Below are 22,072 nucleotides of genomic sequence, written 5' to 3' on the forward strand. Positions count from 1 at the left end.
ACCTGAGCTTCACCCTCGGCGGCCGCGGTTCGGCAACGCTGGCATCTCCTTACAATGCGCCAGAAGCGGCTGCCTGTGTTGACCTGAATCAAGTCGAGTTCGCCGTCCCAGATTACCATTTAACTACATTGCAGCCGACGCCGATGGGAGGAGCAGGTGGACTCAAATCAAGTCTCGCGAAAGCAGGCCATAACGATGGCCGTTATTTTCGCAGGCGGTATGCTGCTCGTCGTTTTGCAGTTTACTCTGACGACGTACGATTCAATCGAAACTGTCCCTTATAGCCAATTCGAGCAGTTGCTCGCCCAGGAAAAGGTGGCCGAAGTTTCCGTTGGGCCAGATACAATTCAGGGAAAATTGAAGGAGCAACTTCCGAGCGGAAAATCGGCATTCGTGACCGCGCGGGTGGATATGGCCTTGGCCGAAAAGCTCGCGGAAAAGGGCGTGAGTGTTACCGGCGTTCCCGGAAATGGCGTACTGCAAACACTGCTGTCCTGGCTCTTTCCGGCCATCGTCTTCTTCGTGATCTGGTTTTGGATCGGTCGCAGTATGGGCGGCCGCCAAGGTTTCGGAGGACTTATGGCGATCAGTAAGTCCCGTGCAAAGGTGTATGTCGAGAAGGACACGAAGGTTACGTTCGCGGATGTAGCCGGCGTCGACGAGGCGAAGTTCGAGCTCCAGGAAGTGGTCTCATTCCTCAAGGACCCCACGAGCTACGGCCGGTTGGGCGCGCATGTGCCGAAGGGAATTTTGCTGGTGGGACCGCCAGGGACGGGGAAGACCCTGCTCGCCCGAGCCGTGGCGGGAGAGGCCGGCGTTCCGTTTTTCTCGATCTCGGGCTCGGAATTCGTCGAGATGTTCGTTGGCGTTGGCGCAGCGCGCGTTCGGGACCTGTTTGAGCAGGCCCGCAAGGCGGCACCATGCATCATCTTCGTCGACGAACTCGATGCGCTGGGGCGCAGCCGCGGACCGCTGTCGTTCGGGGGCTACGACGAGAAGGAGCAGACTCTCAACCAGCTCCTGTCGGAGCTTGATGGCTTCGACCCGAGCGCCGGCGTCATCCTGCTGGCAGCCACTAACCGCCCCGAGATCCTGGATCCCGCGCTGTTGCGGGCGGGCAGGTTCGATCGACAGGTCCTCGTCGACCGGCCGGATAAGGGCGGGCGCATTGCCATTCTCAAGGTGCACGTCCGCAAGATCCGTATGGGCAAAGATGTCGACCTCGACAAGGTGGCGGGCCTGACGACCGGTTTCACCGGGGCTGATCTCGCAAATCTGATCAACGAAGCTGCGATCGCCGCGACCAGGCGGAGCGGCGAGGAGGTCACACTCACCGATTTTGTTACGGCGATCGAGCGGATCGTGGCCGGTATCGAGAAGAAGAGCAGGGTACTCAGCAAGGACGAGCGCCGCAGGGTTGCCTATCACGAAATGGGGCATGCCCTCGTCGCGGCCAGCCTGCCCGGCGTCGACCCTGTGCAGAAGGTATCGATCATTCCGCGGGGAATCGGCGCGCTGGGGTACACCATCCAGCGCCCGACCGAGGACCGGTTCTTGCTTACGGTCGACGAGCTGAAGAACCGGATCGCTGTGCTGATGGGGGGACGCGCGTCGGAGCGCCTGATTTTCGACGGGGCCATTTCGACCGGCGCCGCCGATGATCTTCAACGTGCGACCGAAGTCGCCATCGAGATGGTGACCAAATACGGCATGGACGAGACAGTAGGGCAGCGCACCTATGCCGCTAAGCCGAAAGCGTTTCTTGCAGCGGCCCAGGATGCGGTCGTTGCGGCAGCGGAAGCGACGGGCCGCGAGATCGATCTCGCCGTACGTAACCTGATCGAGGAGGGCGACCGTCGCGCCCGGGATATCCTGCAACGACGGCGTGCCGACCTCGACGCCGGCGTTGAACTCTTGATCGCTAATGAAACGGTCACGTCGGAGCAGTTTGCGCCACTGCTCCGCAAGAACAGCAAGGAAAGCGAGCCGGTCGCCGCATGATTGCGGCGCAGATCGGCCCTCGGCTCACTACGTCAGAAACAGTGAGCAGGCGGAAGCCGTTCGAACTCAGCCTGCGGAGCGCAGCATCGGCTCTCGACGAGTGTCGGCAGGCGGCTCCTGTTGAACAACGATGTCGTGCCACAGCTTTGCGATGCTCGCTTGCGTTTCGGGCGCCAGGAAACAGTGACCTTCGCTATCGAAGTCGCAGAAACAGACACCTGGATCGCCACGTAGATCAGCAAGAGCCTTGCTGATGGCGTCCAGACCGGTCATCACCTGCTCGATGCCCTGCAGTTTGCTATTGTGCAGAATATCCATCAGCCGGAAGCTCTTGACCGGCGGATCTCCGAAGTTGATTCCGGGTAGCCTGAATTCGAATAGCACACTCAATGCGACCGGCATTCCCCTCAATCGGCCGAATATCGCTGCCATTTCGTCTTCGCTGCAGATGGCTGGGCGAGCGATCCGTGGCGGCGACGAAGCGCGAGCTTGCGGTGCCAAGCGGAGGCCGGCAATGACCTCGTGCTCGATCCACCGTCGCACCTCGATCGGCGCATTGCAAATCTGATCTGCGGTCAGCGTAATTCCAATCATGGCGATGCTCCCATTTTTATTTGAGCATAGGACGTCGCCGAGGAAACGATGTTGATATCAATCAATCCAGGGAAGCGACAACCGCGACACCGCGCGAGGATAAAAAAATGAGTGATCCTTCAGCCGAAGCCAGCGATGGCAGTGCGCGATGAGAACAGAAGAACGCGAGAAATCTAGAGACCGCGCGAGTTGATCTGCCTGCGCAAGCGTTGACACGAATCCTCCAAAATGGCTTGAAGATTTTCAACGTTCACCAGCACCTCGTCTGCTTGTTGCCGTTCCAGCGTTCCCAGAGCAAAACTGTCGCGCAGGTTTCTCACGTGATCCACGCGGTTGCGTCCGGCTGCGGCTCTGTTTTCGGCAAACTCGAGTTGCTCCAGATCGTGACCAAGCTTGTCCTCTTCGGAGATCAGCATCTTGGTGATCGTGCTTCGGCTATCAGCCCTGAGATCAGCGTCGTTCAACAGCGCGATGTAATGATCAACATTCGCCCGAGCGATGTACCGATGCATGGCGTACTCCCCGCAACGTCCCCAGATATGCGCACCTGTTAAATGTTACCATGTATGCGAAGATGACCTCTTGGGCGTGCGATGTGTAGAAGGTGGCCATGCGGTATTCAGGTAGTGCAAGAGGGGCCCAGTCTGAAGCCTAGGTGATCTTCCCGAATTGATCGGATCACAGGGAAGAAGCAGGTGTGTGGGACGGAGAGCTTTTATGTCCAACATCCTGTTTCGCTGTCCCAATACTGGGATGAACGTCCAACACCCCATCAACGAGCGGTCCGAGACGAGCGCCAATGAGCTCGCTGTCGTGCAGTGCCCGGCCTGCGCAAGGATTCACATCGTCAACGTGACGACGGGCGAGCTTTCACGCGATCCCAGGCGTGAAAGAAAGTAGTTTGGCGAGGTCGCGCTTGATCCGGATCAAGTCCGTGCTGAGCGCGGCTGATAGTTTTCGCCTTACGTAAACCGACCCCACGGTTACGTCCCCAAGCTGCCGCCGAGATCCATCCCCCTGGGCTCGGCGGCTCATTTCTTCCGGGCTGATGGGCTTGACCAACCCGAGTGAGCGGGCAGCGGGAATGAGCCGATGCGCATCTGCTACTTCGACATGAAGGACGGCGCTGCCCGTCCGGGACAAGTCAGGCCTGGAGTTTGTGAGTGATGGCGCCGCCATCGCGCACAGCAAGAGCCTCGTGGACAAGGTGCGCAGAGAGAAATCGAAAGGCCATCCGGAGCTCCGGATCGTCGTCATCGACGAGAGCGGCCGGGAAGTTCATCGAGAGCAAATATATCCCGGGGATAGCTGACCTCCTCGCGTTTAACGCAAGCGTCGAGGATCTCTCTCCCAGCCTCGCACGCGCAGACGCTTGCAAGAGCCGTACGTAGTAACCGCACCAGCGCCGAGAAGTACGTAGATTCCGTTGAAATTGTCTTAGATCAAATTTGTTCGCCCTGCCTCGTCCTAACATTTTAGACAGGGGAGGCAACGATGCTGGTGAGAACCAATGCGGCAAACCGCCGTCCCGCAGACGGACACTTGGCTGCCCTTGCCGGCGGGCAGGTCTTCTCTAGCGAATTCAGGTATTGTAGAGGCATGGAGATCTTCGGCGAGGGGGAGGCGGCAGAGTACGTCTACCAGATCATCTCCGGAGCGGTGCGCACCTACAAGCTGCTTTCGGACGGCCGTCGGCAGATCAATTCATTCTATCTCTCTGGTGACATGTTCGGGCTGGAGAATGGCGTAACTCATCGCTTCACGGCGGACGCGGTTGTTGAAACCAGCGTCCGCATAATGAGGCAAAGCAGCCTCCTCGATGTCATGGCAAACCGCGGGACGGGGCAGGAAGCCTTCTCAGTCTCGTCACGCGAAATCTTGAGCACGCCAAGACACATATGCTTCTGCTCGGCCGAAAGACTGCACTGGAGAGGGTGGCCGCATTCCTCCTCGAAATGGACGAACGGCTGATGCATCCTGACGTGATGATCTTGCCGATGAGCCGCCGCGACATCGCCGACTATCTTGAAATTACGCTCGAAACCGTTTCACGCACTCGACGGGCCGACACAGCGACGGATCGTGTTGCTCGATCGTGAAGGACTTGCTCAGTTCGAGGCATGACGTTCCTGTTCGCTCCGTGCGTCGTTTCGATGCTTCGCGGCGGTCGGTTGCAGCGTACCCCGCAGCACCTACTTATGGCGGCTGCAACAGTTCTGTAACTGAGGGAGGCGCAGGGGAGGTTGAAATGACCATTCGTCGACTGCTCCGTAACTGCTCAGTCTCGCCTGACGAGATCACTCGATTGCATGTTGCGTATCGGAAGACGCTCCGCAGACTTTGTCTGGTCGATCGCAATGACCCTGTTTGCGAGATGATTGCGCGGCGAATCATTGAGATTGCGGGAACGGGGGTTCGGGACCCCGAGCAGATTTGCCAAATTGCGATCGAAGAGCTCGGATTTTGCTAGGCGTTCCGATCACCAGCGTCTGAGTACTGTGCGATGCAAGTGCCCGGCCCTTCCGCAATCTTCGGAAATGTCGCCATCACTTGGCGGAGTAGCGGATGTTAGGCGTGCCGGACCTAAGCACGCAACGGCTGCGTCATTTCTTCTGAGCGTTTCCCATTGGAGCGAATATCTGATTGGCGGGCGGCTGCTGATCGGTCGGTAGTCCTATCGCTATAAAGCCGCGCTCCAGCGAGGTGTGGCAGGCATTACAGCCGTCCGTCAGCCCACGCATGGAAGCGGCGAACCTGCGGCGGTCCCTCGTTTCGATCGCGTCCGCTATTGAGAGCAGCGGTTCTTCCATCGTGGTCACGTTGCTCACGGGAATGCCCGGGTAGAATACGGCAGCTTGGGCAAGACTATCCGTCAACTGGCGCAATTCGTATGTGGCCAGCTCCCAGTTCTTCGACCTGCCCGCGAACCACAATTTCAGATGCTGGAGCCTGCGCCGCGCTCATGATCTCGACCAGACGAGGCGCATACTGTCTGACGGTCGGAGAGGGTTGGAAGTCGGATTGGGCAATAGCGGATGAGCCCGCGCTCGACAAGATCGCAAGAGCCACGCACGAATTCCGTAGAGTCATCTGGCTGTTCTCGAGAGTCATCACGGCCTCTTTCGCTCGAGCTGCGCCACGAGCCCTCATTGCTCCAACGTCTTCAGGAACGCCATGAAATCGCCGACTTGGTCGGAATCGAAACGAAATTCCGGCATCGCCGGATGCCCAGTGACGATGCCTTCGGCCAAGGATTCCTGCAACATCTCAATCGGATATCGTTCGTGTAACGTCCTGAACGGAGGGGCGATCTTGAGAGGGCTGGGGCTGACCTTGTCGGTCGAGTGGCACTTTGCGCAATACAGCAGTGCAAGACGCCGTCCCTGTTCGACGCTCGAAGCTGCGGTTGGGCCTGAGGAGAGAAGCAACGCCGCAGCGAGGATGGCGCCTGCCCGGGTGCGTTCAGTTCGGAGAAGTGTCCTCACATCCCGCTCCATCAGTGGGACATCAGAACGGGAACAGTCATACTGCGGAACATCTCCCGCGTGACGCCGCCGAACACCGTTTCCTGAAACCGAGAATGTCCGTAGCCACCCATAACCAGGAGGTCGAGGCCTTCATCCGCAGCGATCGACAGGATGCTCGACTGCAGATTGTCACGGTCGGACTGAAGCGAGATCGTCTTCGCCGGCAGGCCCTTGCGAGCGAGGTGTTTTACGAGCCGTTCGGGCGATGCGTCGGCGGGCACTTCGGATGCGTTGAGGGTGATGTTCGTCAGGGCGTCCGCTTCGGTGAGGAATGGTATCGCGTCCCGCACGGCGCGAGCGGCGAGACGACTTCCGTCCCAGCAGATGCCGACGCGCGACGCCTTGAACGCGCCCCGGAAAGTATAGGGAATGAACAGCAACGGTCCACCCGCCTGCAAGAGGAGCTCCTTCGGAAGCTGGTTGTCGAACGTATCGCCATCTGGGTCGCCTTGCGACACGATCGTCAGATCATAGAGGCGCGCCGCCGCACCAACCCTCGAAATTATCTCGGCGATAGATCCGCTCAGTGCGTATTTTCCGTAGTTGATTCGAGCGTTCTTCGCCTCGACCTCGAAAATGCGCACTGCCGCGTCAGCCCTTTCCAGCGCACGTTCGTACTCGAATTGCAGAGACGATGCGATAGCCGCGCCGCCTTCTGCAACAAACGGCACGTTCGCCGACACATATCCTGTCGCAACCGCATCCAGGTGCGCGCCGGCGGTCATCGCCAGGGAAACGGAAGCGTCGATGGCGGGCCGCGGCGATCGCTCCGTAGGGATGTGCACCAGTAGATCTCTGAACATGCATGCCTCCCGCTCCGATCTCAATACTAGAGCAGCACATGTCGCCACTGAGTACCTTGACGCACGTCAAAGCGGCAGCGGGCGCGCCGGATATCATTTCGCCAACGAGGTGGGAGCTTTTGACATGGCGCGGGTGGCATTGGTGACTGGCGGGACCAGAGGCATTGGTGCCGCCGTATCTCAAGCGCTCCAGAGCGCGGGTTACCTGGTCGCGGCAACCTACGCAGGAAACACCGAGGCGGCCAAAGCCTTCGCGAGCCGAACGAGCATCTCATCCTATCAATGGGACATCGGCGATTTCGATGCTTGTGCCGCCGGGGTGAGAACCATTGAGGCCTCGCTCGGGCCGATCGACATCCTGGTCAACAATGCCGGCATCGTTCGCGATTCGACGCTTCACAAGATGACCCGGCCGCAGTGGGATGCCGTAATCCGCATCAATCTCGATGGCGTGTTCAACATGTGTCGACAGGTGATCGACGGCATGCGCGCACGAAGATATGGCCGGATCATCAACATCTCATCGATCAACGGACAAAAAGGCCAGTTCGGCCAGACCAACTACTCCGCGGCCAAAGCCGGCGAGCTAGGATTCACCAAGGCGCTGGCGCTGGAAACGGCGCGCCTCGGAATCACGGTCAATGCCATCTGCCCCGGCTATATCCATACCGAGATGTTGGACGCCGTGCCGCAGGACGTTCTGGAGAGGAGCATTTTGCCGCACATTCCTGTCGGCCGTCTCGGCCGGCCCGAAGAGATTGCGCGTGCTGTGGTGTTCTTGGCGGCAGAAGAGGCGGGTTTCATCACCGGATCGACGCTGTCGATCAATGGCGGCCAGTACATGATTTGAGCGTGGGTCCGGTCACCGACCGTCAACGCTCCCGACTCGCCCGAGCCACTCACTCGAGGCCTTACGAACTTGAAACCGCAAGGCGCTTGGCAATCTCCGCCGAGATGAGGTAAGCGGCCGCGATAGCGATTATCGTCGCCAACATTGCCGCAGAAGGCGCGGTAAAGCCGAATAGTCGTCCCCATGGGCCAAGCGCAAGCCCTACGCCGACGATGAGGGCGCCGAGGGACGTCGCGATCAGGATGATGTGAGGGCGGTTTGCGCGCCATGGCATCCGGCGAGATGTCGCCCCTCGCTGAGAGTATCGCATCGTCGAGGGGACTTCTGACCCCGGCCTGGAAGGCGCTGTTGAGGTATGCGAGGCTCAGGACGCGATCGCTAGGTCGCCCCTGCGGGTCGACATGCGCCTTGAGCGTGATTTTGGCTTCCGTCAGCGTGCCGGTCCTGTCGACGCAAAGCGTGTCCATCGCACCCAGATCGTGGATCGCGGAAAGTCGCTTGACGATGACTTTTCGGTCCGCCATGCGGCAGTGCGCCGCGGGCGAGCGTCACCGTCATCACCATGGGCAGCAGCTCGGGTGTCAGGCCGACAGCGAGCGCGACCGCAAACAGGAAGGACTCTATTGCGGGGCGTTGCGCGACGAGATGAGACATCAGGACAAAGAGAGTAAGAAACAGCGTAAGCCGAAGGATCAGCAGCCCGAGCTTCCGTACACCCTGTTGGAGGGCCGTTGGCGGGGCATTGGCCGCCAGTGCAGCAGCGATCGCGCCAAAGCGCGTCTGACCTCCAGTCCTCACGACCAACATCTTGCCGCTTCCGCCCACCGCACTGGTTCCGGCGAACAGGGCATTCGTCGCTTCCGCTGGCAAAGCCGCGGAGCAGGAGGCACCCGTCTTGAAGGCCGGAAACGGCCCCCCGTCATCAAGGCCTCATTGACCTGCAATTCCCGGGAGTCAAGGACGATGCCATCGGCAGGTATCAGATCGCCGATACGAAGCTTCACGACGTCTCCGGGAACGTGCGCCGTTACCGGTATTGTAACATCCTTGCGATCCCGGACGGCGTCGGCCTGAATGGCGACCGAGTCTCGTAACGCCTCGGCTGTCAGCTCGGCGCGATGCTCCTGAACGATATCCAGCGTGAGGGACAGGGACAGCACGGTTGCGATGATCGCAAAGCTGCCAACATCGCCGCTCACCCCGGACACGAGCGCCGCCGCCAGTAGCATCGCAATCAACGGGTTCCAAAGGCGTTGACCGAGCTTGCGCAGGACCGACCGGCTTTGAGAGGCGTCAGCGCGGTTCGCTCCGAAGATCACCAGGCGCTGGTCCGCTTCGGCTTGCGATAGGCCGTCCGGACCGGAGCCGAGCGCGCAGTAGAGGACGTCCTTTGGCGTTTGCCAGAACTCGGCAGCAGCCAAACCCTTGGCTGCGCTAGACTGCTCGATCATCGAAGGGCTCGCCGGTCTGTTGGTCACTTTAGGCCGGGCGAAGGTAAGCGGCAGCTCAATCTTCGGGTTGATGCAGCTCAATTCGGTCTTTGACAACATGGATAGGTTGTGGGTGCCCAAGGAGTTCACCATGTCGCCTCCAGCATCCGTCGGCCGCATTCCCATAGCTTCCAATTCTGATCAGGTCCCCGTGGAGCGCCCGATCAGTGAGAGACCGGCCCCAGTGCAGCCGTCGGGCTCTGATACCGCCGTCGATGCCATCGATCGAGCCTTCCACGCGGCGCTCGCGCGCTTTACCGGAGGTGTCTCGCCAGCAGCCCTGGCCCTGGCTTTTGCCGATTGGCAGTTGCATCTTCTAGCCTCGCCCGGAAAGCAGGCCAGTCTTGCCGGTCGGGCGATCCAGAACGCAATTGACTTTGTCGACGCCATGGTGCCGAGGCGCGCAACGTTCCAGCCGTGGTCCGTGATCAGGCCGCCCGAGAACGACCGGCGCTTCACGGGCCCGGATTGGGAGCTACCCTCCTTCAATCTCCTGGCCCAGGCCTTCCTGCTGACCGAACAATGGTGGCATTCGACGACGACCGGCATTCACGGATTGGCGCATTCGAACGCAGCAATCGCCGACTTCGCGCTGCGCCAATGTCTGGACACCGTGGCTCCGACGAATTTCGCCATCAGCAATCCTGAGGTTCTGCGCAAGATCATGGAGACCGGCGGCGGCAATTTCGTCTATGGCCTGCACAACTGGATCGAGGATTGCCAGGCTCTGCTCGCCGGTGCAGCGCTCAGGAGCGATCAGAAGTTCGTTGTTGGCAAGGATGTGGCCATCACACCCGGCAAAGTCGTCTTTCGCAACGAATTGATTGAGCTCATCCAATATTCTCCGACGACGCCGACCGTGCGGCCGGAACCCGTTCTGATCGTGCCGGCCTGGATCATGAAGTACTACATTCTCGACCTGTCGCCGCGCAATTCTCTCGTCCGCTTTCTGGTCGGAAACGGCTTCACTGTCTTCATGATTTCATGGAAGAACCCAACGTCCGAGTATCGCAATTTTAGCCTCGAAGATTACCGCGAGCTCGGAGTGGATGCAGCCATCGCCGCCATCAGCTCGCGTCGGCCTGGACAGGCCATCCACGCCGCGGGCTATTGCCTCGGCGGCACGCTGTTGTCGATCGCGGCGGCCAGGCTGGTTCGCGAGCGGCCCGACTGCCTGCGAACAATGACACTGCTCGCGGCGCAGACCGATTTCACGGAAGCCGGCGAGCTTACCTTGTTCATTAACGAAAGCCAGGTCGCGTTTCTGGAGGACATGATGTGGCGGCAAGGCTTGCTCGGAACGGCTCAAATGGCTGGAGCCTTTCAGATGTTGCGTACCAACGACATGCTTTGGTCGCGCGTCGTGCGAGACTATCTGGTCGGAGAGCGCGCCGCGCCGAGTGAGCTGATGTCGTGGAACGCCGATGCCACGCGCATGCCGTATCAAATGCATTCCGACTATCTGCGGCGGCTGTTCCTCAACAATGATCTCGCCGAGGGGCGATATCAGGTCGACGACAGGCCGGTCGCTCTCTCGGATCTGCACATGCCGATGTTTGTCGTCGGCACGTTACGCGACCATGTCGCGCCCTGGAAATCGACATACAAGATCAATTTCCTTGCCGATGCAGACATCACCTATGTCCTGACGAGTGGCGGACATAATGCCGGCATTGTCGCGCCGCCAGCCGAGGAGGGGCACAGCTACCAGGTGCTCGCCAAGAAGGCCCATGATCCCTATCTCGGCCCGGACGAATGGATCAAGCGCGCACCGTCTCACGAAGGATCATGGTGGACTGAGTGGACGCGATTTCTCGCCGCGCATTCCGGTCAACCTGTTCCAGCCTCCGTGCCGGTAGGCGCGGCAGACAAAAGCGCGCCTTTGGGCGACGCGCCGGGCACTTACGTGCTCGAGCAGTAGACGCTGCCGTCACGGACGCAACACGGCTGCGCCAACGAGCTTGCCTTCCCTCACACGGGCAAGCAAGGTGATCACATCGCGTCTCATTGAGAGTAGCGAGAAGCTCGACAAGGTCGAGCCGGCCGCCGCAGTTGAGGCATTCGATGCCGCGTTTGCGCGCATCGCGAAGGGGGTAATTCATTGGACGGTGGCGTCACTCGCGATGAAATAGTAGCGCAATTGGAGGATGCCCTTTCTGCTGTGCGTCTGATCGCGAGCGGCCAGGAAGGAGCCGGAAAACGCCAGGTCACGATGCGGGATGCGCCGCGAACTGTTCGTAAGCCGCGATTGCATCGGCGGCGTACATCAGCGATGGCCCGCCACCCATGTACAAGGCCATGCCGAGCGCCTCCTCGATCTCCTGGCGCGTCGCCCCCGAGCTTGACGAGCGCTTCGGTGTGGAACCCGATGCAACCGTCGCAGTGCGCGGCGACGCCGAGCGCGAGCGCAATCAGTTCCTTGGTCTTTTTGTTGAGCGCGCCGTCCCGCGTGGCAGCCTGCGCGAGCGCGGCAAATCCTTTCATCGTGTCGGGGATGTCGCTGCGCAGCTTGCGCAGATTTGAGGAGATTTGCCGAGTGATGTCCGGATAGTGCTTGTCCATGACTTGCTCTCTACGACTCTGCAACATGCTGGATGGCGAAAAAGTCGGTTGGAGAACTCGCCGACATCGCGCGCCTGTCTTCGGGCCGTGTGATCCCAGCATCTCGGCAAGATGCCCGCATTGAGCCTGATCAAGACGCGGCGCGAGAGACTGATGATATATTATGACATTCGAGCTGCGCGGGCGGCTCTCGAAACGCTCTACGGCCTCTTCTGCGCACCCGAATTAGTCTAGCTTGGAACCGGCCACTACGAGGGGTCTATCAGCCCCATGGCCAACGCGTCGGCCGCGCCTTTCAACCTTGAACGAGCAAAACATCGATGCCGCCTCGACTGTACTATGGAACCACCGCGAAGCTCCTTCACTGGACCATCGTCGCGCTTCTGCTCGTCCAGTATCCTATCGGTTGGCTCATGCCGGATATCCATCGCGGCATGCAGCCCGGTGTGGGAATGACCTTCCACGTATCGATCGGATTGGTCTTGCTGATCCTGATCGTGCTTCGTTTCGCGTGGCGCTCCACTCATCCGGTCGCACCCGAGAGCTCGTTGCCGGCGTGGCAGAGGCTGACCTCCGAGGTCGTGCACTGGATGCTGTACTTGATGGTGCTGCTGACGACCGTCACCGGTTGGCTGTTCGCTTCATTCCGTGGATGGCCGATCTCCTTCTTCTACTTGTTTCCGTTTCCGATGCTCTTCTCCAACAATCCGACAGCCGGCAAAGCGATCGACGGTCTGCACCAGGCTGCCGAATGGTTTCTGTTGGTTTTGGTCGGCGTACACGTAGCCGCCGCTCTTGTTCACCTGCTGTATCATCGAGATCGCGTCATGGCGCGCATGTTACCTCGCTGAGGCGCCAGTGCTGCGCCGGTGAAATAGACCGTCAGTCTTCACAGCGTGCCGAGCCAGCCGCATGAGTGGCCTCGGCAATTCCACTGAAGATCGCTCTAACGGGACAGCTGAAAGTCGGCGTATCCAGGCCCTGGTTCAGACGAGCGCCATGGCCGCCGCCGAAGACGAGCGCGCCGGAGCAGTAGAAGGCATCGAACAGGGCGACGCCCGTGGATCCGGTCATGCCGCGCAGCGCGGGAAGCCCAGCCAGTAAGGCGAAAAACATCTCGAGGGTGATCAGACCCACGGTCTGCGACACCGGCATCTCGACGCGTCCGGACCGCGCCGGCGCCTCGCTGCGGCACAGAGACCGACGAGACCGCCGAGGACGATCGCTCCGATCTGGGCGACTGACGCCGTGCTGAAGAGGATAATGAGCACCGCCATGACGGCGATCGACGCACGCTCGCGGTCGGGACAGAGGTTGCACGCCATGCCACAGACCGCCTGCAACCGCGGTCAGCTTCAGTCCAGCAGGCCCGCGCCGACCGGTCCGCTCAGCGCGCCGGCACCGTAGGCAAAGAGGACAAGGATCGTAGCCGAAGGCAGCGTGAACCCGCTCCAGGCGGCAAGCGCGCCGAGGTAGCCGGCCCGCATCAGTCCGATCGAGAGCGACGAGCGCCGCCACAGCCGAGCACGGAGCCTGAATACGCAGACCTCGCTTTTGCCGGGACATATCTCGCGCCAGGCTGCCTTCATTTGGAAACAACTGCCAAGCTATTGATATTGCTAAGGCGCAATTCTGCGCTTTTCTTCCAAACGCGGCTTGAAATCGTTGAATAATCAAACTGATTTTGATTCCGCCATTCGAAGATTGCTCCAGCCAAACGCTGATGCCGAAATTCAAGATCTTGCGGTCGGTTTCGGCGGCTCGTTTGGAAACTGGGCATTTGGAAAAGTACGGCTTCGGTCGACTGCGACTCGTCCTGATCCGCGCCTCTATAGGGGGCTAAGAATCTCCGGCAGCTCTCGTTCTCGTTCTCGGAATGCCGCAACGAAATTGCAATGAATTGGGTGAAACGACCGCGAACAAAACGGGACGGGAGCGACCGCCACAACAAGAAATATCAATAACTTAGAAGATATTCACTGCGTTCGGGACGCAGGGGCCGCCCACGGTCAGATCGCGACTTGAACCGAATGTCGGTATCGGTGGTTGCGCCTCCCCGCAACCAAGTGAGATGCTGATCGATCAGCATTAGTTCGGAAAGCCGCCCTTCGGGGCGGCTTTTTGTTTGTCAAAAAATCGCCACCGAGTCACCACGGCCGCCATTGGCGCGATAGGAAATGGAATATCTGTCGCCACGGGCCGTGATGGCAGGTCCGGTCACCTACGTTCTACGACGCACTCGCGCTGCCGCGCGTCGGGTAGCGCTATCGACGCAGCGCATCGGACCGCTGCTTCGCTTCCTTGATTTCGCCGGCCAGAGCCCTGGTGTAGAGATCAAGCGCCCTCTTTGCATCGCCGCGCGTACCATAGGTTCCCCATTTGGAAAGATTGAGCGGGTCATAGGTTTCCGCAAGCGTGAAGCTTGCCAGGGCATCGCCCATTTCGGCGGCGCGCTGAAGCACGGTTCGCGCTGAAACGATGTCACCACGCCCAAGCAGCACATTCGCGCGCGCCAGCAACCTCGCGACTTCCGCAGCATCCTCAGGGTTTGACTGCGGGTCGGGTCGCGCATCTGCGACGGCGGCCTGCTCGGCAGCTATCGGCTTTGCCGTCGCGACCTCGCTTTGCGTGTTGATCCGATCGGTGGCCGCGATGGACGGCGCGACCACATCCTCCTTGCTCCGCGCCAAGGCAAGATCGCGCTCCAGCTGAGCCACCTTGTCACGCTCCCGTTGCAGCGATTGGCGCAGTTCCGCCGAACCGCTCTCAGCGACCTGCTTGAGCCGGCTGGCTTCGGCGTTCGCCTCGGTTGCTAGGGCCGTTTGCGTCTCGACATTGCTCCGTGTCGCCGAAAGCTCCCGCGCCAGCGCCTCCGCCCGGTCGCGTTCCTGCTCCAGAGACTCTTGCAAATCCGTGCCGCGTTCCGCTACCTCCTTGAGCTCTGCCGCCTGATCGCTGGCCTGACGCGCCTGAGCCTCATAGGCGTATATCTTGCTTCGCGCCATCGAGAGCTCCTGTGCCAGAGCCTCGGCCTTGTCGTGCTCCTGCTGGAGCGATTGCCGCTGCTCTGCGGAGCCTTTTTCCGCCACCTGCTTCAGCTGCGCGGCTTCCTCGCCCGCCCTGGCCACGAGCGCGGTCTGCGTCTCGACATCGCGCCGCGCTGCGGCGAGGTCCTGCTCCAGCTTGCTCGCCCGGTCGCGCTCCTGCTGGAGCGATTTTTGCAAATCCGCCGAGCCAGCATCCGCAGTCTTCTTCAGTTGGGTTGCTTCGGCGCCTGCCCTGGCCACGAGCGCGGTCTGCGTCTCGACATCGCGCCGCGCTGCGGCGAGGTCCTGCTCCAGCTTGCTCGCCCGGTCGCGCTCCTGCTGGAGCGATTTTTGCAAATCCGCCGAGCCAGCATCCGCAGTCTTCTTCAGTTGGGTTGCTTCGGCGCCCGCCTTGGCCACGAGCGCGGTCTGCGTCTCGACATCGCGCCGCGCTGCGGCGAGGTCCTGCTCCAGCTTGCTCGCCCGGTCACGTTCCTGCTGCAGGGATTTTTGCAACTCCGCAAAACTTGCGCCTCCCGGCTGTTTTGCCGGGCTGGCCTCGTCAACTGTCCTCGCCCGCGTGGTCCGGTCGGGCTCCTCTTGGAGGGACAGGGCCACCAGAATGCCGAGATTCCACGTCGCCGCGAGGACGGCTGCAACGACCCACAGCGTCCTACTTCCCAACGCAGCCCCCTTCCACTTCCGCCGCATGGCGATATGGCCAATCTTGATAAGTCGCGACACCTCGCCGACTCGCGAAGCCTAATCCTCGCAAAGACGACCTCGGCTAACCCTTTGGGATAAGCTGCCGGCGATAAAGAGGGCGTCGTTGAGCGGTTGGCCGGTCATGGCCACAACGCCGGGTGGCGCAACACTCAGATCTCTGCATATTCGCAGATCGCGATCGGCGAGAAGACGCCCTTGACCTGCTCGGAGTCGATGGCGCGGGCGCGGTCGGGCAGCACACTGGTGATGCTACCTGAGATGACGCAGCGGACGTTATTGTCGCCTTGGCGGTCCCGGCGATCGCCTGCGCCGAACCCACCCAATCTCAGTTCGAGAAAGCATTGAGCCTTGTCATCGGAGCAGGGCGCCCGTAGCGAACCTCGATAAGCGGGAGCGCATCGTCCGGAACTAGCATTGATTGGATCGGCAACACCGATGGCGGTCCAGGAGTTCCTGACGGGCGAACGTCCCGTGTTAGAGGCAGACCGTGTTCTTGCAACCGTCCTCTTCATCGACATTGTACGGTCGACCAGCGCGCAACAGCGATCGGAGACGCGCGGACTTCTGCATCGGGTCAAAATGCGAGGAACTCAACGTGAGCAAATCTAGTCCGCTTCCCACCGCTAATCGGACCTCGACGAGATGTGCCGCCACTTCGCGGATGGGCCCAGAAGCGGACCTCAGCGAAGCGACTCTTATTGTCAGAGGAGCCACGCCAAGTATAATGAGATTCATCATCTTGCTGTGGCGCCTCAAGAATTTAAGGAGGACGCTTTGCTTGATCTTCGCCCGTATATCTCGCGACCAATTTCGTCCTTGAGCGCGATCGCGGCTGATCCGATCGAGGCGTGGCTACGCTTTCGCGAACAATATGCCGCGCACCGGGAGGGCCACACGCCACCGGACCTGTATAAGCCTGACAACGATTGGGAATTCCGGCTGAACTCTCTGATTGAACTCTCATCGTCGGATGAAATGGTTTCGGAGTTCTGGGAACTATGGGGCGTTGTCGTCGCCGAAATGCAGGAACGAGGAATTCGACCCGGTCCGGCGAGCTTCAAGGGCTGGAACGACGGCGATGCTGGTTTTGTGCGCGCTATTTGGTGTTTAGTCCGCCATTTAAAGCCGAGGAATGTTGTTGAGACTGGCGTTGCTCATGGGGTCACGTCGCGCTTCATTCTTGAGGCCCTTGAAAGAAATGGGAATGGTCATCTGTGGAGCATTGATCGACCGCCAATGGAGCCCGAATGGAGACCGCAAATTGGAGTTGCAGTGGGCCACAGATTTCGGGATCGGTGGTCATACATCCTTGGCTCAAGCAGGCGACGCCTGCCCAGCTTGCTGACGCAGCTTGGACAGATTGACCTTTTCATTCATGACAGTCTGCACAGCGAGCGTAACGTTCGCTTTGAACTCGATCATGCGTGGCCAGTTTTGCGGCCAGGCGGCGCGATCGTCGTTGACGACATCGACGTGAACCGTGGCTTCTTTAGCTTCGTGCAGTCCTTTCCCATCAATCATTCGTTGGTTTGCGAAGCTGAACCCTTGCGTCCCGATACGAGACGATTCAACAAAAAGGGAATGTTCGGTATCGTTCTAAAGGAGCGGTCGGCCATGCCCGGAAATTAGCTGCGGTGACATCTAGTTCGTTAGCTTCCTTGTTCGCTCCGGGTCATCTGCGTCGATTGGATTGTGCCGCGAGGGTGTCCGGTCTACCCCAGTGAGCCGACGTGCCGATGGTCAGTGCCATCATCGGCTAAGGGCCTAAAGGCGGACATAAGACCGTCGGCTTGAGATGAAAGAGGCCGCCACTGAGGCGGGCTTTACGCGTCCTTGGCGCTGATGCGGGCTGCGGAACGGCCTTCGCACAGTCAGCGCGCCTGACCATTCCGAGGTACTCATCACTTCCCGTTGCCCAGTCAATGGGAAAGCGGGTCAATATATCCCGCTTAACCGCCTTAACTCTTGCTCCCTGTGCGATTGCAGTGGCTTCATGCCGTCTCAGCACACAGCAGGGGTGATGACGGTGTGATGGTGTGACCCCACCGGGGGTACCAAGTTCAGGGAGAGGAATTTGCTCCTTGAGAACGAGAAGCCGGCTCGCGTGATCTGCTCCGAGGGAGCCTCGTCCGCCTGCGACGGCAGAGAGCCCGCTACCCGATTCTCGCTGGGCCAAGTTATCCGTCGGACTGCCAGTTGCTTCCCACACCGGCCTGCGATCGTCTCCGCCACGTTTGCGCCTCTGACGTACCACGGTCTTCAGCGCCAGCTGGACGACATCCGCCGGCAGCTGCGTTTGGCTGGATTCGATTGCACCGCCCGGATCGGGGTGCTCATGCCGAACGGCCCGGAGGCGGTTCTCGCCATCGTGGCAGTAGCCTGCTGCAGCATCGCGGTTCCTCTTGATCCACGGTTGTCCCCGGCGGAGATCGATCAGCGTCTCGACATGCTGCGCCTGAACGCTCTTCTCGTGCCGCAAGGCAGTGCCTCTGAAGCTCGCCAGGCCGCTGAGCGGAGAAGGCTTGCCATCATCGAAGCCGCTCCGGTCGGAGACGGTCAGCTTGGACTCAATATCGCCGTGCAGGTCTCCGACTCCCCTGCGATCGAAGCTGAGCCTGATCCGGGCTCGCCCGCCTTCATTCTGCAGACGTCGGGCACGACCGCGCAGCCAAAGCTCATTCCGTTCAGTCATGGCAATATGCTGGCGGCGGCCGCACGGCTTCAGGCCTGGTTCGGCCTCACGCCCTGGGACCGTTGCCTGAGCGTGTCGCCCCCTTACTATTCCCATGGGCTCAAAGTGACAGTCTTCACACCGCTCCTGACGGGCGGCAGCATTGCTGTCCCGGCGAACAGCGCCATCGTGGCGCTGGATGAGTGGCTCGATGTGCTGCGGCCGACCTGGTACTCGGCGGGTCCCACACTTCATACTGCCGTGCTGGACAAGGCCAAAGGACTTGAGAATGCGCAGGCGGCGCACACTCTGCGGTTCGTTGTATCGGGCGGCGCGCCGCTCCCGAGGCAGGTGCACGACGGCCTGCAGCGCATTTTGGGCGTGCCGGTGCTGGAGCACTACGGTTCCAGCGAAGCCGCGCAGATCGCCGCCAACCAGCCGCCGCCCGGCCCGAACAGGCCAGGGACTTGCGGGCAAGCCTGGCCTGATACCGTGGCCATTGTTGGCGAGGATGGACTTCCGTTGCCGGCCGGCGAGCGGGGTGAGATCTTGGTTCGCGGCCCCACCGTCATGTCTGGCTATCTCGATGCGCCGGAGCTCAATCAGGCTGCGTTCATCGAGGGGTGGTTTCGCACGGGCGATATCGGCAGCTTCGACAGAGACGGCTTTCTGTCCCTGCACGGCCGCCTCAGCGAGCTGATCAACCGCGGCGGTGAGAAGATTGCGCCCGCCGAGATCGAATCCGCGCTGCTGCGTCATCCCGCCATTGCCGAGGCCGCCGCTTTCGCGATCCCCCATCCACGCCTCGGCGAGGATGTCGCCGCTGCCATTGTTCTCCGTCCTGGCGCGCAGGCGAGCCCCGCGGAGCTGCGCCAGTTCCTGCAAGGCGAGCTGGCCTCGTTCAAGATTCCGCACCGCATTCTGATCGTCGACCGGCTGCCAAAGGGCGCGACGGGAAAGGTTCAGCGGCGACGGCTGCGCGAGTCGTTCGACAGGCTGTCGGGTCGTCAGGGGGCGATGCCCGCGCACGATGTGAGCAAAGGGCCTTTGGATCTGGAATCTGAACTGCTGACCCTGTGGCGGAGGCTGCTCAGGTCCGAGGCCGTGACGATCGACGATGATTTTTTTGCCAGCGGCGGTGACTCCCTTCTGGCGATGGACATGCTCATCGAGGTCGAAAGGCTCGTCGGCCACCCCGTGCCGGAAACGATCCTGTTCGGGGCGGAAACCATCCGGCAATTTGCCCCAAGGATCGCCATGCAGGCGGGCGCGCCGGCGACGCAGTTCTTCCAATTCCACCCCTACGACGATCGACCTCCGCTGTACTTTTTCAATGGAGATCTCGTCGCCGGCCACGGCTGCGTGCGGCGGTTGGCGGAGCTCTTGGATTACCCGATCATCTCGATCAATCCCCATGGTCTTCGTGGCGAGCCGGTTCCGCCGTCGATCGAGGAGATGGCCGCCGACCGCCTGCCGCTTATCCTGGAAAGGCAGGCGAGCGGCCCGTTCCTCCTGGGCGGCAAATGCAACGGCGCCATGGTGGCGTTCGAAGCCGCCCGCCTGCTGACGGCAGCAGGCCACAGGGTTGACCTGGTTGCGATGGTCGACCCGTCGACCGTAAGTGCCCGTCCGGTGTCGCGGACGATCCTCTGGTCGATGAAGCCCATCGTTTCGCCTTACTGTCTGCGCTGGACCTATGAACTGATGGCCCGGCTGGAGGCGTTCTTCAAGGCGCCAACGCCGATGGTCCGGCTGAAGACGTTCTTCAATGCGCCAACGAGCGTGAAGGCTAAGCGGCTGAAGCACTTCCCCGAGCGGATCGCCGAGCTGTTCAACGGTTCGTCCGATCCCAACAATGAGACTCCGCCGGCGTTATGGGACGCTTATTCAATCGCAATGGCGCAATATCTTCCGGCTCCGCTCGAGGTGCCCGTCGCCTTTTACGCGGCCGACCACGACGGTCGGGCGTGGCGCCGCAGCTCCCAACTCGAAGTGATCGAGGTGCTTGGCGGACATCGTGACTGCCTGACCATTGGTGCGGAACTGCTGGTTGATCATCTGCAGCACAGGATTGACGTTCTGGCTGACGGCGCACCTTCGTCATTGAGCCGCACACGTCTGCTGACGCCTGGCTGGGAATCAGGGGTTGTGGAAGGGCGCGCCTAGCCCGAGCGGGCAGCCAATTGTCGGCGCATGCCATCGAACAACGACCGGGGCCTTTAGCCCCGATTTTTGAAACGACAAAGCTGGCACTTTCTGAAATTCGGGTGGGCGGAGAGACCCTAATTTGGTCATCGACACACAGACGTTGGCATAGGCGGAGTTGGGGGCCACCGAACGACGAGAACCTGATCGGTAAGTCGTAGGACACGATCACCGTGGTGCGATCGTGCCGCGACAGAAACAGTCGCGTGGCCAGGTCGAAGCGCGATACGTGCGGCCGTATTCAAAGGGACAGAAGAATGATTTCCGCGACGCAGAGGCGATCGCCGAGGCGGTGCAACGCCCGACCAAGAAGTTCGTTGCGACCAAGACTGCCGACCAACTTGACCTACAAGCCCTGCACCGCGTCCGCGAGCGCTTGGTCAGTCAGCGTACCGGTATCATCAATCAGATCCGCGAACTTGCCAGGCTTCGAACGGAAGAATGCCCGGTTCGACACTATCGCGCGGCTTAGACGCGTTAGCGGTTGCGTCCAGGCGAGTATGCCTTGCGTGAGGGGCTGAACGCTCCGCGAAGCTGGAGGAGGCCGCCGAGTTCGACGAAGAAGGTCGCGGGCTCATAACGGCTCCGCTGCAGCCGCTCCCGCGGCCGGCGCCGACGATCCTGCACCCAAGGCCGGCGAAACCGGCACCGGTACTCCCGCCACGCAGTGGACTGCCGCGCCTTCCGCTGATGAAGCGTCCAACCCGCGAGTGAGGCAGAAACCTGGGCGCCGGGGGCGCCGATGGTCTGACCGGTGATGCCGGCGCTGACGAGGCCCGTCAGGAGGCAGCATAGAATGATAGAATGTACAAAAAGCATTTCTCGGTTTCCGGCGGGCCACCTGCTCGCGAAGGCCGATGCCATCGCGCGGCGCCACGGTGGCCAGCACGTTAACACCATCGACGCCGGACGGCCCTGCGGCTGGTTCGAGGTACTCTCGACGGGCGGAATGGATGACCGGCGGATGTCCGCGATCACGCGCGACATCGGGGCCGTGGGCGGCGTCGACGCGCTGCGTCGCAAGCGCCCGCTAAATGCCGCCTGATGGCCGGCACTGACCAAGCCCGTCACAGAGTAGAGGAGGTAGTCAAATGATCGTCCATACGGTCACCCAGGCCGTCCGGGATGCCATCGTGGCTGCTCTCGCGGCGCACGGCGAGGATCCGCGCAGAGGTGGCGCGCTCGGGCGAGTGAAACGCGAGGGCAGCCCACCGGTGCTCGCCGGCATCATCTCTGCTTGGCCGGCAGAGATCGATGGTAGATTCCGGATTGCGCTCTCGGACGTCTGCGGAGCGCTCGTGTGGCGCGCCTATGCGATCGCCGAGATCGCTGCTGGCCGCGGCCGCCTCTCGGCCGTCGATGAGTACGTCGCCATGTTTGGCATCGATCACCGTGCCGGCGTATACCTACGTCTGCGCGCAGATGAAGCGCCATTGGATCCGGCCATGCATCGACGCCAATCGGGACATCGACCCGTGCGACCGAGTGGATCGTGCGTGATGGCATACCAGTGTGTAAGCGCTGGCCAGACCCGTGTAAGCGCCAGTACAGCTGGTTCTGCCGCGACTGCGCCAAGGTTCACGAGCGCTATGCCGCCGCCGGATTGGCGGTGCGGGG

The 22,072-nt window shown here is 61.0% G+C and carries 19 protein-coding genes and 3 pseudogenes; 10 read left to right on the forward strand and 12 right to left on the reverse strand.

From position 1 onward, the window contains the following. The first annotated feature begins 195 nt into the window (after window positions 1-195). On the forward strand, window positions 196-2,001 hold the full coding sequence (gene ftsH, locus AYJ54_RS41195) for an ATP-dependent zinc metalloprotease FtsH (RefSeq protein ID WP_430641463.1): 1,806 nt from the start codon (window positions 196-198) through the stop codon (window positions 1,999-2,001). Between the two features lie 66 nt (window positions 2,002-2,067). On the opposite strand, the gene AYJ54_RS41200 is transcribed toward ftsH, so the two are convergent. Then, window positions 2,068-2,595, reverse strand: coding sequence for a hypothetical protein (locus AYJ54_RS41200; RefSeq protein WP_063708202.1), 528 nt, complete (start codon window positions 2,593-2,595; stop codon window positions 2,068-2,070). 173 nt (window positions 2,596-2,768) lie between these two features. Beyond that, on the reverse strand, window positions 2,769-3,107 hold the full coding sequence (locus tag AYJ54_RS41205; protein ID WP_063708203.1) for a hypothetical protein: 339 nt from the start codon (window positions 3,105-3,107) through the stop codon (window positions 2,769-2,771). A 647-nt stretch (window positions 3,108-3,754) separates the two neighbouring features. On the opposite strand from AYJ54_RS41205, the gene AYJ54_RS54190 reads away from it, so the two are divergent. Both AYJ54_RS54190 and AYJ54_RS41215 read left to right on the forward strand, forming a co-directional pair. Continuing rightward, window positions 3,755-3,907: a hypothetical protein gene (locus tag AYJ54_RS54190; protein WP_430641464.1), complete on the forward strand. Its 153-nt coding sequence runs from the start codon at window positions 3,755-3,757 to the stop codon at window positions 3,905-3,907. Between the two features lie 182 nt (window positions 3,908-4,089). Further along, window positions 4,090-4,719: pseudogene (locus AYJ54_RS41215) on the forward strand (cyclic nucleotide-binding domain-containing protein). Window positions 4,720-5,198: 479 nt separating this feature from the next. Here the strand turns inward: AYJ54_RS41215 and AYJ54_RS53180 are convergent. From AYJ54_RS53180 to AYJ54_RS41230, 3 genes are all read right to left on the reverse strand, one after another. Continuing rightward, window positions 5,199-5,423, reverse strand: a complete 225-nt coding sequence (locus AYJ54_RS53180) for a hypothetical protein (RefSeq protein ID WP_245329270.1) — start codon at window positions 5,421-5,423, stop codon at window positions 5,199-5,201. A 318-nt stretch (window positions 5,424-5,741) separates the two neighbouring features. Beyond that, window positions 5,742-6,092 (reverse strand): c-type cytochrome, encoded by a 351-nt coding sequence (locus AYJ54_RS41225; protein WP_063708205.1) that lies wholly within the window; start codon window positions 6,090-6,092, stop codon window positions 5,742-5,744. Beyond that, window positions 6,092-6,907, reverse strand: coding sequence for a universal stress protein (locus tag AYJ54_RS41230; RefSeq protein WP_245329271.1), 816 nt, complete (start codon window positions 6,905-6,907; stop codon window positions 6,092-6,094). The genes AYJ54_RS41225 and AYJ54_RS41230 overlap by 1 nt, the downstream gene beginning before the upstream one ends. 142 nt (window positions 6,908-7,049) lie before the next feature. On the opposite strand from AYJ54_RS41230, the gene phbB reads away from it, so the two are divergent. Then, window positions 7,050-7,775: an acetoacetyl-CoA reductase gene (gene phbB / locus AYJ54_RS41235; protein WP_063708207.1), complete on the forward strand. Its 726-nt coding sequence runs from the start codon at window positions 7,050-7,052 to the stop codon at window positions 7,773-7,775. 794 nt (window positions 7,776-8,569) lie between these two features. On the opposite strand, the gene AYJ54_RS53620 is transcribed toward phbB, so the two are convergent. Beyond that, window positions 8,570-9,358 (reverse strand): cation-transporting P-type ATPase, encoded by a 789-nt coding sequence (locus AYJ54_RS53620; protein WP_283808765.1) that lies wholly within the window; start codon window positions 9,356-9,358, stop codon window positions 8,570-8,572. Between AYJ54_RS53620 and AYJ54_RS41250 the strand changes: the two genes are divergently transcribed. After that, on the forward strand, window positions 9,357-11,186 hold the full coding sequence (locus AYJ54_RS41250) for a PHA/PHB synthase family protein (RefSeq protein ID WP_063708210.1): 1,830 nt from the start codon (window positions 9,357-9,359) through the stop codon (window positions 11,184-11,186). The genes AYJ54_RS53620 and AYJ54_RS41250 overlap by 2 nt on opposite strands. A gap of 286 nt (window positions 11,187-11,472) precedes the next feature. On the opposite strand, the pseudogene AYJ54_RS48450 reads toward AYJ54_RS41250, so the two are convergent. Further along, window positions 11,473-11,827: pseudogene (locus tag AYJ54_RS48450) on the reverse strand (carboxymuconolactone decarboxylase family protein). A gap of 320 nt (window positions 11,828-12,147) precedes the next feature. Between AYJ54_RS48450 and AYJ54_RS41260 the strand changes: the two are divergent. Continuing rightward, window positions 12,148-12,678, forward strand: a complete 531-nt coding sequence (locus tag AYJ54_RS41260) for a cytochrome b (RefSeq protein WP_063708212.1) — start codon at window positions 12,148-12,150, stop codon at window positions 12,676-12,678. A gap of 31 nt (window positions 12,679-12,709) precedes the next feature. Here the strand turns inward: AYJ54_RS41260 and AYJ54_RS53185 are convergent, their stop codons facing one another. The 4 genes from AYJ54_RS53185 to AYJ54_RS50975 form a co-directional block, all read right to left on the reverse strand. Then, window positions 12,710-12,976 carry a hypothetical protein gene (locus AYJ54_RS53185; protein ID WP_245329272.1) on the reverse strand — a complete coding sequence of 89 codons (267 nt, stop codon included), beginning with the start codon at window positions 12,974-12,976 and terminating at the stop codon, window positions 12,710-12,712. Window positions 12,977-13,182: 206 nt separating this feature from the next. After that, a complete protein-coding gene (locus AYJ54_RS53190; RefSeq protein WP_245329273.1) occupies window positions 13,183-13,416 on the reverse strand; it encodes a hypothetical protein in 234 nt (77 codons plus the stop codon). A 675-nt stretch (window positions 13,417-14,091) separates the two neighbouring features. After that, complete coding sequence (locus AYJ54_RS41270) at window positions 14,092-15,564, reverse strand: coiled-coil domain-containing protein (RefSeq protein WP_136624291.1); 1,473 nt, start codon at window positions 15,562-15,564, stop codon at window positions 14,092-14,094. 164 nt (window positions 15,565-15,728) lie between these two features. Next, window positions 15,729-15,902 (reverse strand): hypothetical protein, encoded by a 174-nt coding sequence (locus AYJ54_RS50975; RefSeq protein ID WP_161491944.1) that lies wholly within the window; start codon window positions 15,900-15,902, stop codon window positions 15,729-15,731. Window positions 15,903-16,353: 451 nt separating this feature from the next. Between AYJ54_RS50975 and AYJ54_RS48455 the strand changes: the two genes are divergently transcribed. The 4 genes and pseudogenes from AYJ54_RS48455 to AYJ54_RS41290 all read left to right on the forward strand — a co-directional run bounded on the left by AYJ54_RS48455 (window position 16,354) and on the right by AYJ54_RS41290 (window position 21,500). Then, the gene (locus AYJ54_RS48455) at window positions 16,354-17,208 is read left to right on the forward strand and encodes a class I SAM-dependent methyltransferase (protein ID WP_161491945.1); all 855 of its coding nucleotides are present in this window, start codon (window positions 16,354-16,356) and stop codon (window positions 17,206-17,208) included. A 475-nt stretch (window positions 17,209-17,683) separates the two neighbouring features. Continuing rightward, window positions 17,684-20,416: an AMP-binding protein gene (locus AYJ54_RS41280; protein ID WP_136624297.1), complete on the forward strand. Its 2,733-nt coding sequence runs from the start codon at window positions 17,684-17,686 to the stop codon at window positions 20,414-20,416. Between the two features lie 193 nt (window positions 20,417-20,609). Then, window positions 20,610-20,870 (forward strand): annotated as a pseudogene (locus AYJ54_RS41285) (IS110 family transposase); the annotation flags it as partial. Window positions 20,871-21,251: 381 nt separating this feature from the next. Continuing rightward, complete coding sequence (locus AYJ54_RS41290; protein ID WP_063708216.1) at window positions 21,252-21,500, forward strand: hypothetical protein; 249 nt, start codon at window positions 21,252-21,254, stop codon at window positions 21,498-21,500. A 22-nt stretch (window positions 21,501-21,522) separates the two neighbouring features. On the opposite strand, the gene AYJ54_RS41295 is transcribed toward AYJ54_RS41290, so the two are convergent. Beyond that, the gene (locus AYJ54_RS41295) at window positions 21,523-21,846 is read right to left on the reverse strand and encodes a hypothetical protein (protein WP_063708217.1); all 324 of its coding nucleotides are present in this window, start codon (window positions 21,844-21,846) and stop codon (window positions 21,523-21,525) included. Window positions 21,847-22,072 lie beyond the last annotated feature (226 nt).

The sequence above is a fragment of the Bradyrhizobium centrolobii genome (genome assembly GCF_001641635.1).
Lineage (GTDB): Bacteria > Pseudomonadota > Alphaproteobacteria > Rhizobiales > Xanthobacteraceae > Bradyrhizobium > Bradyrhizobium centrolobii.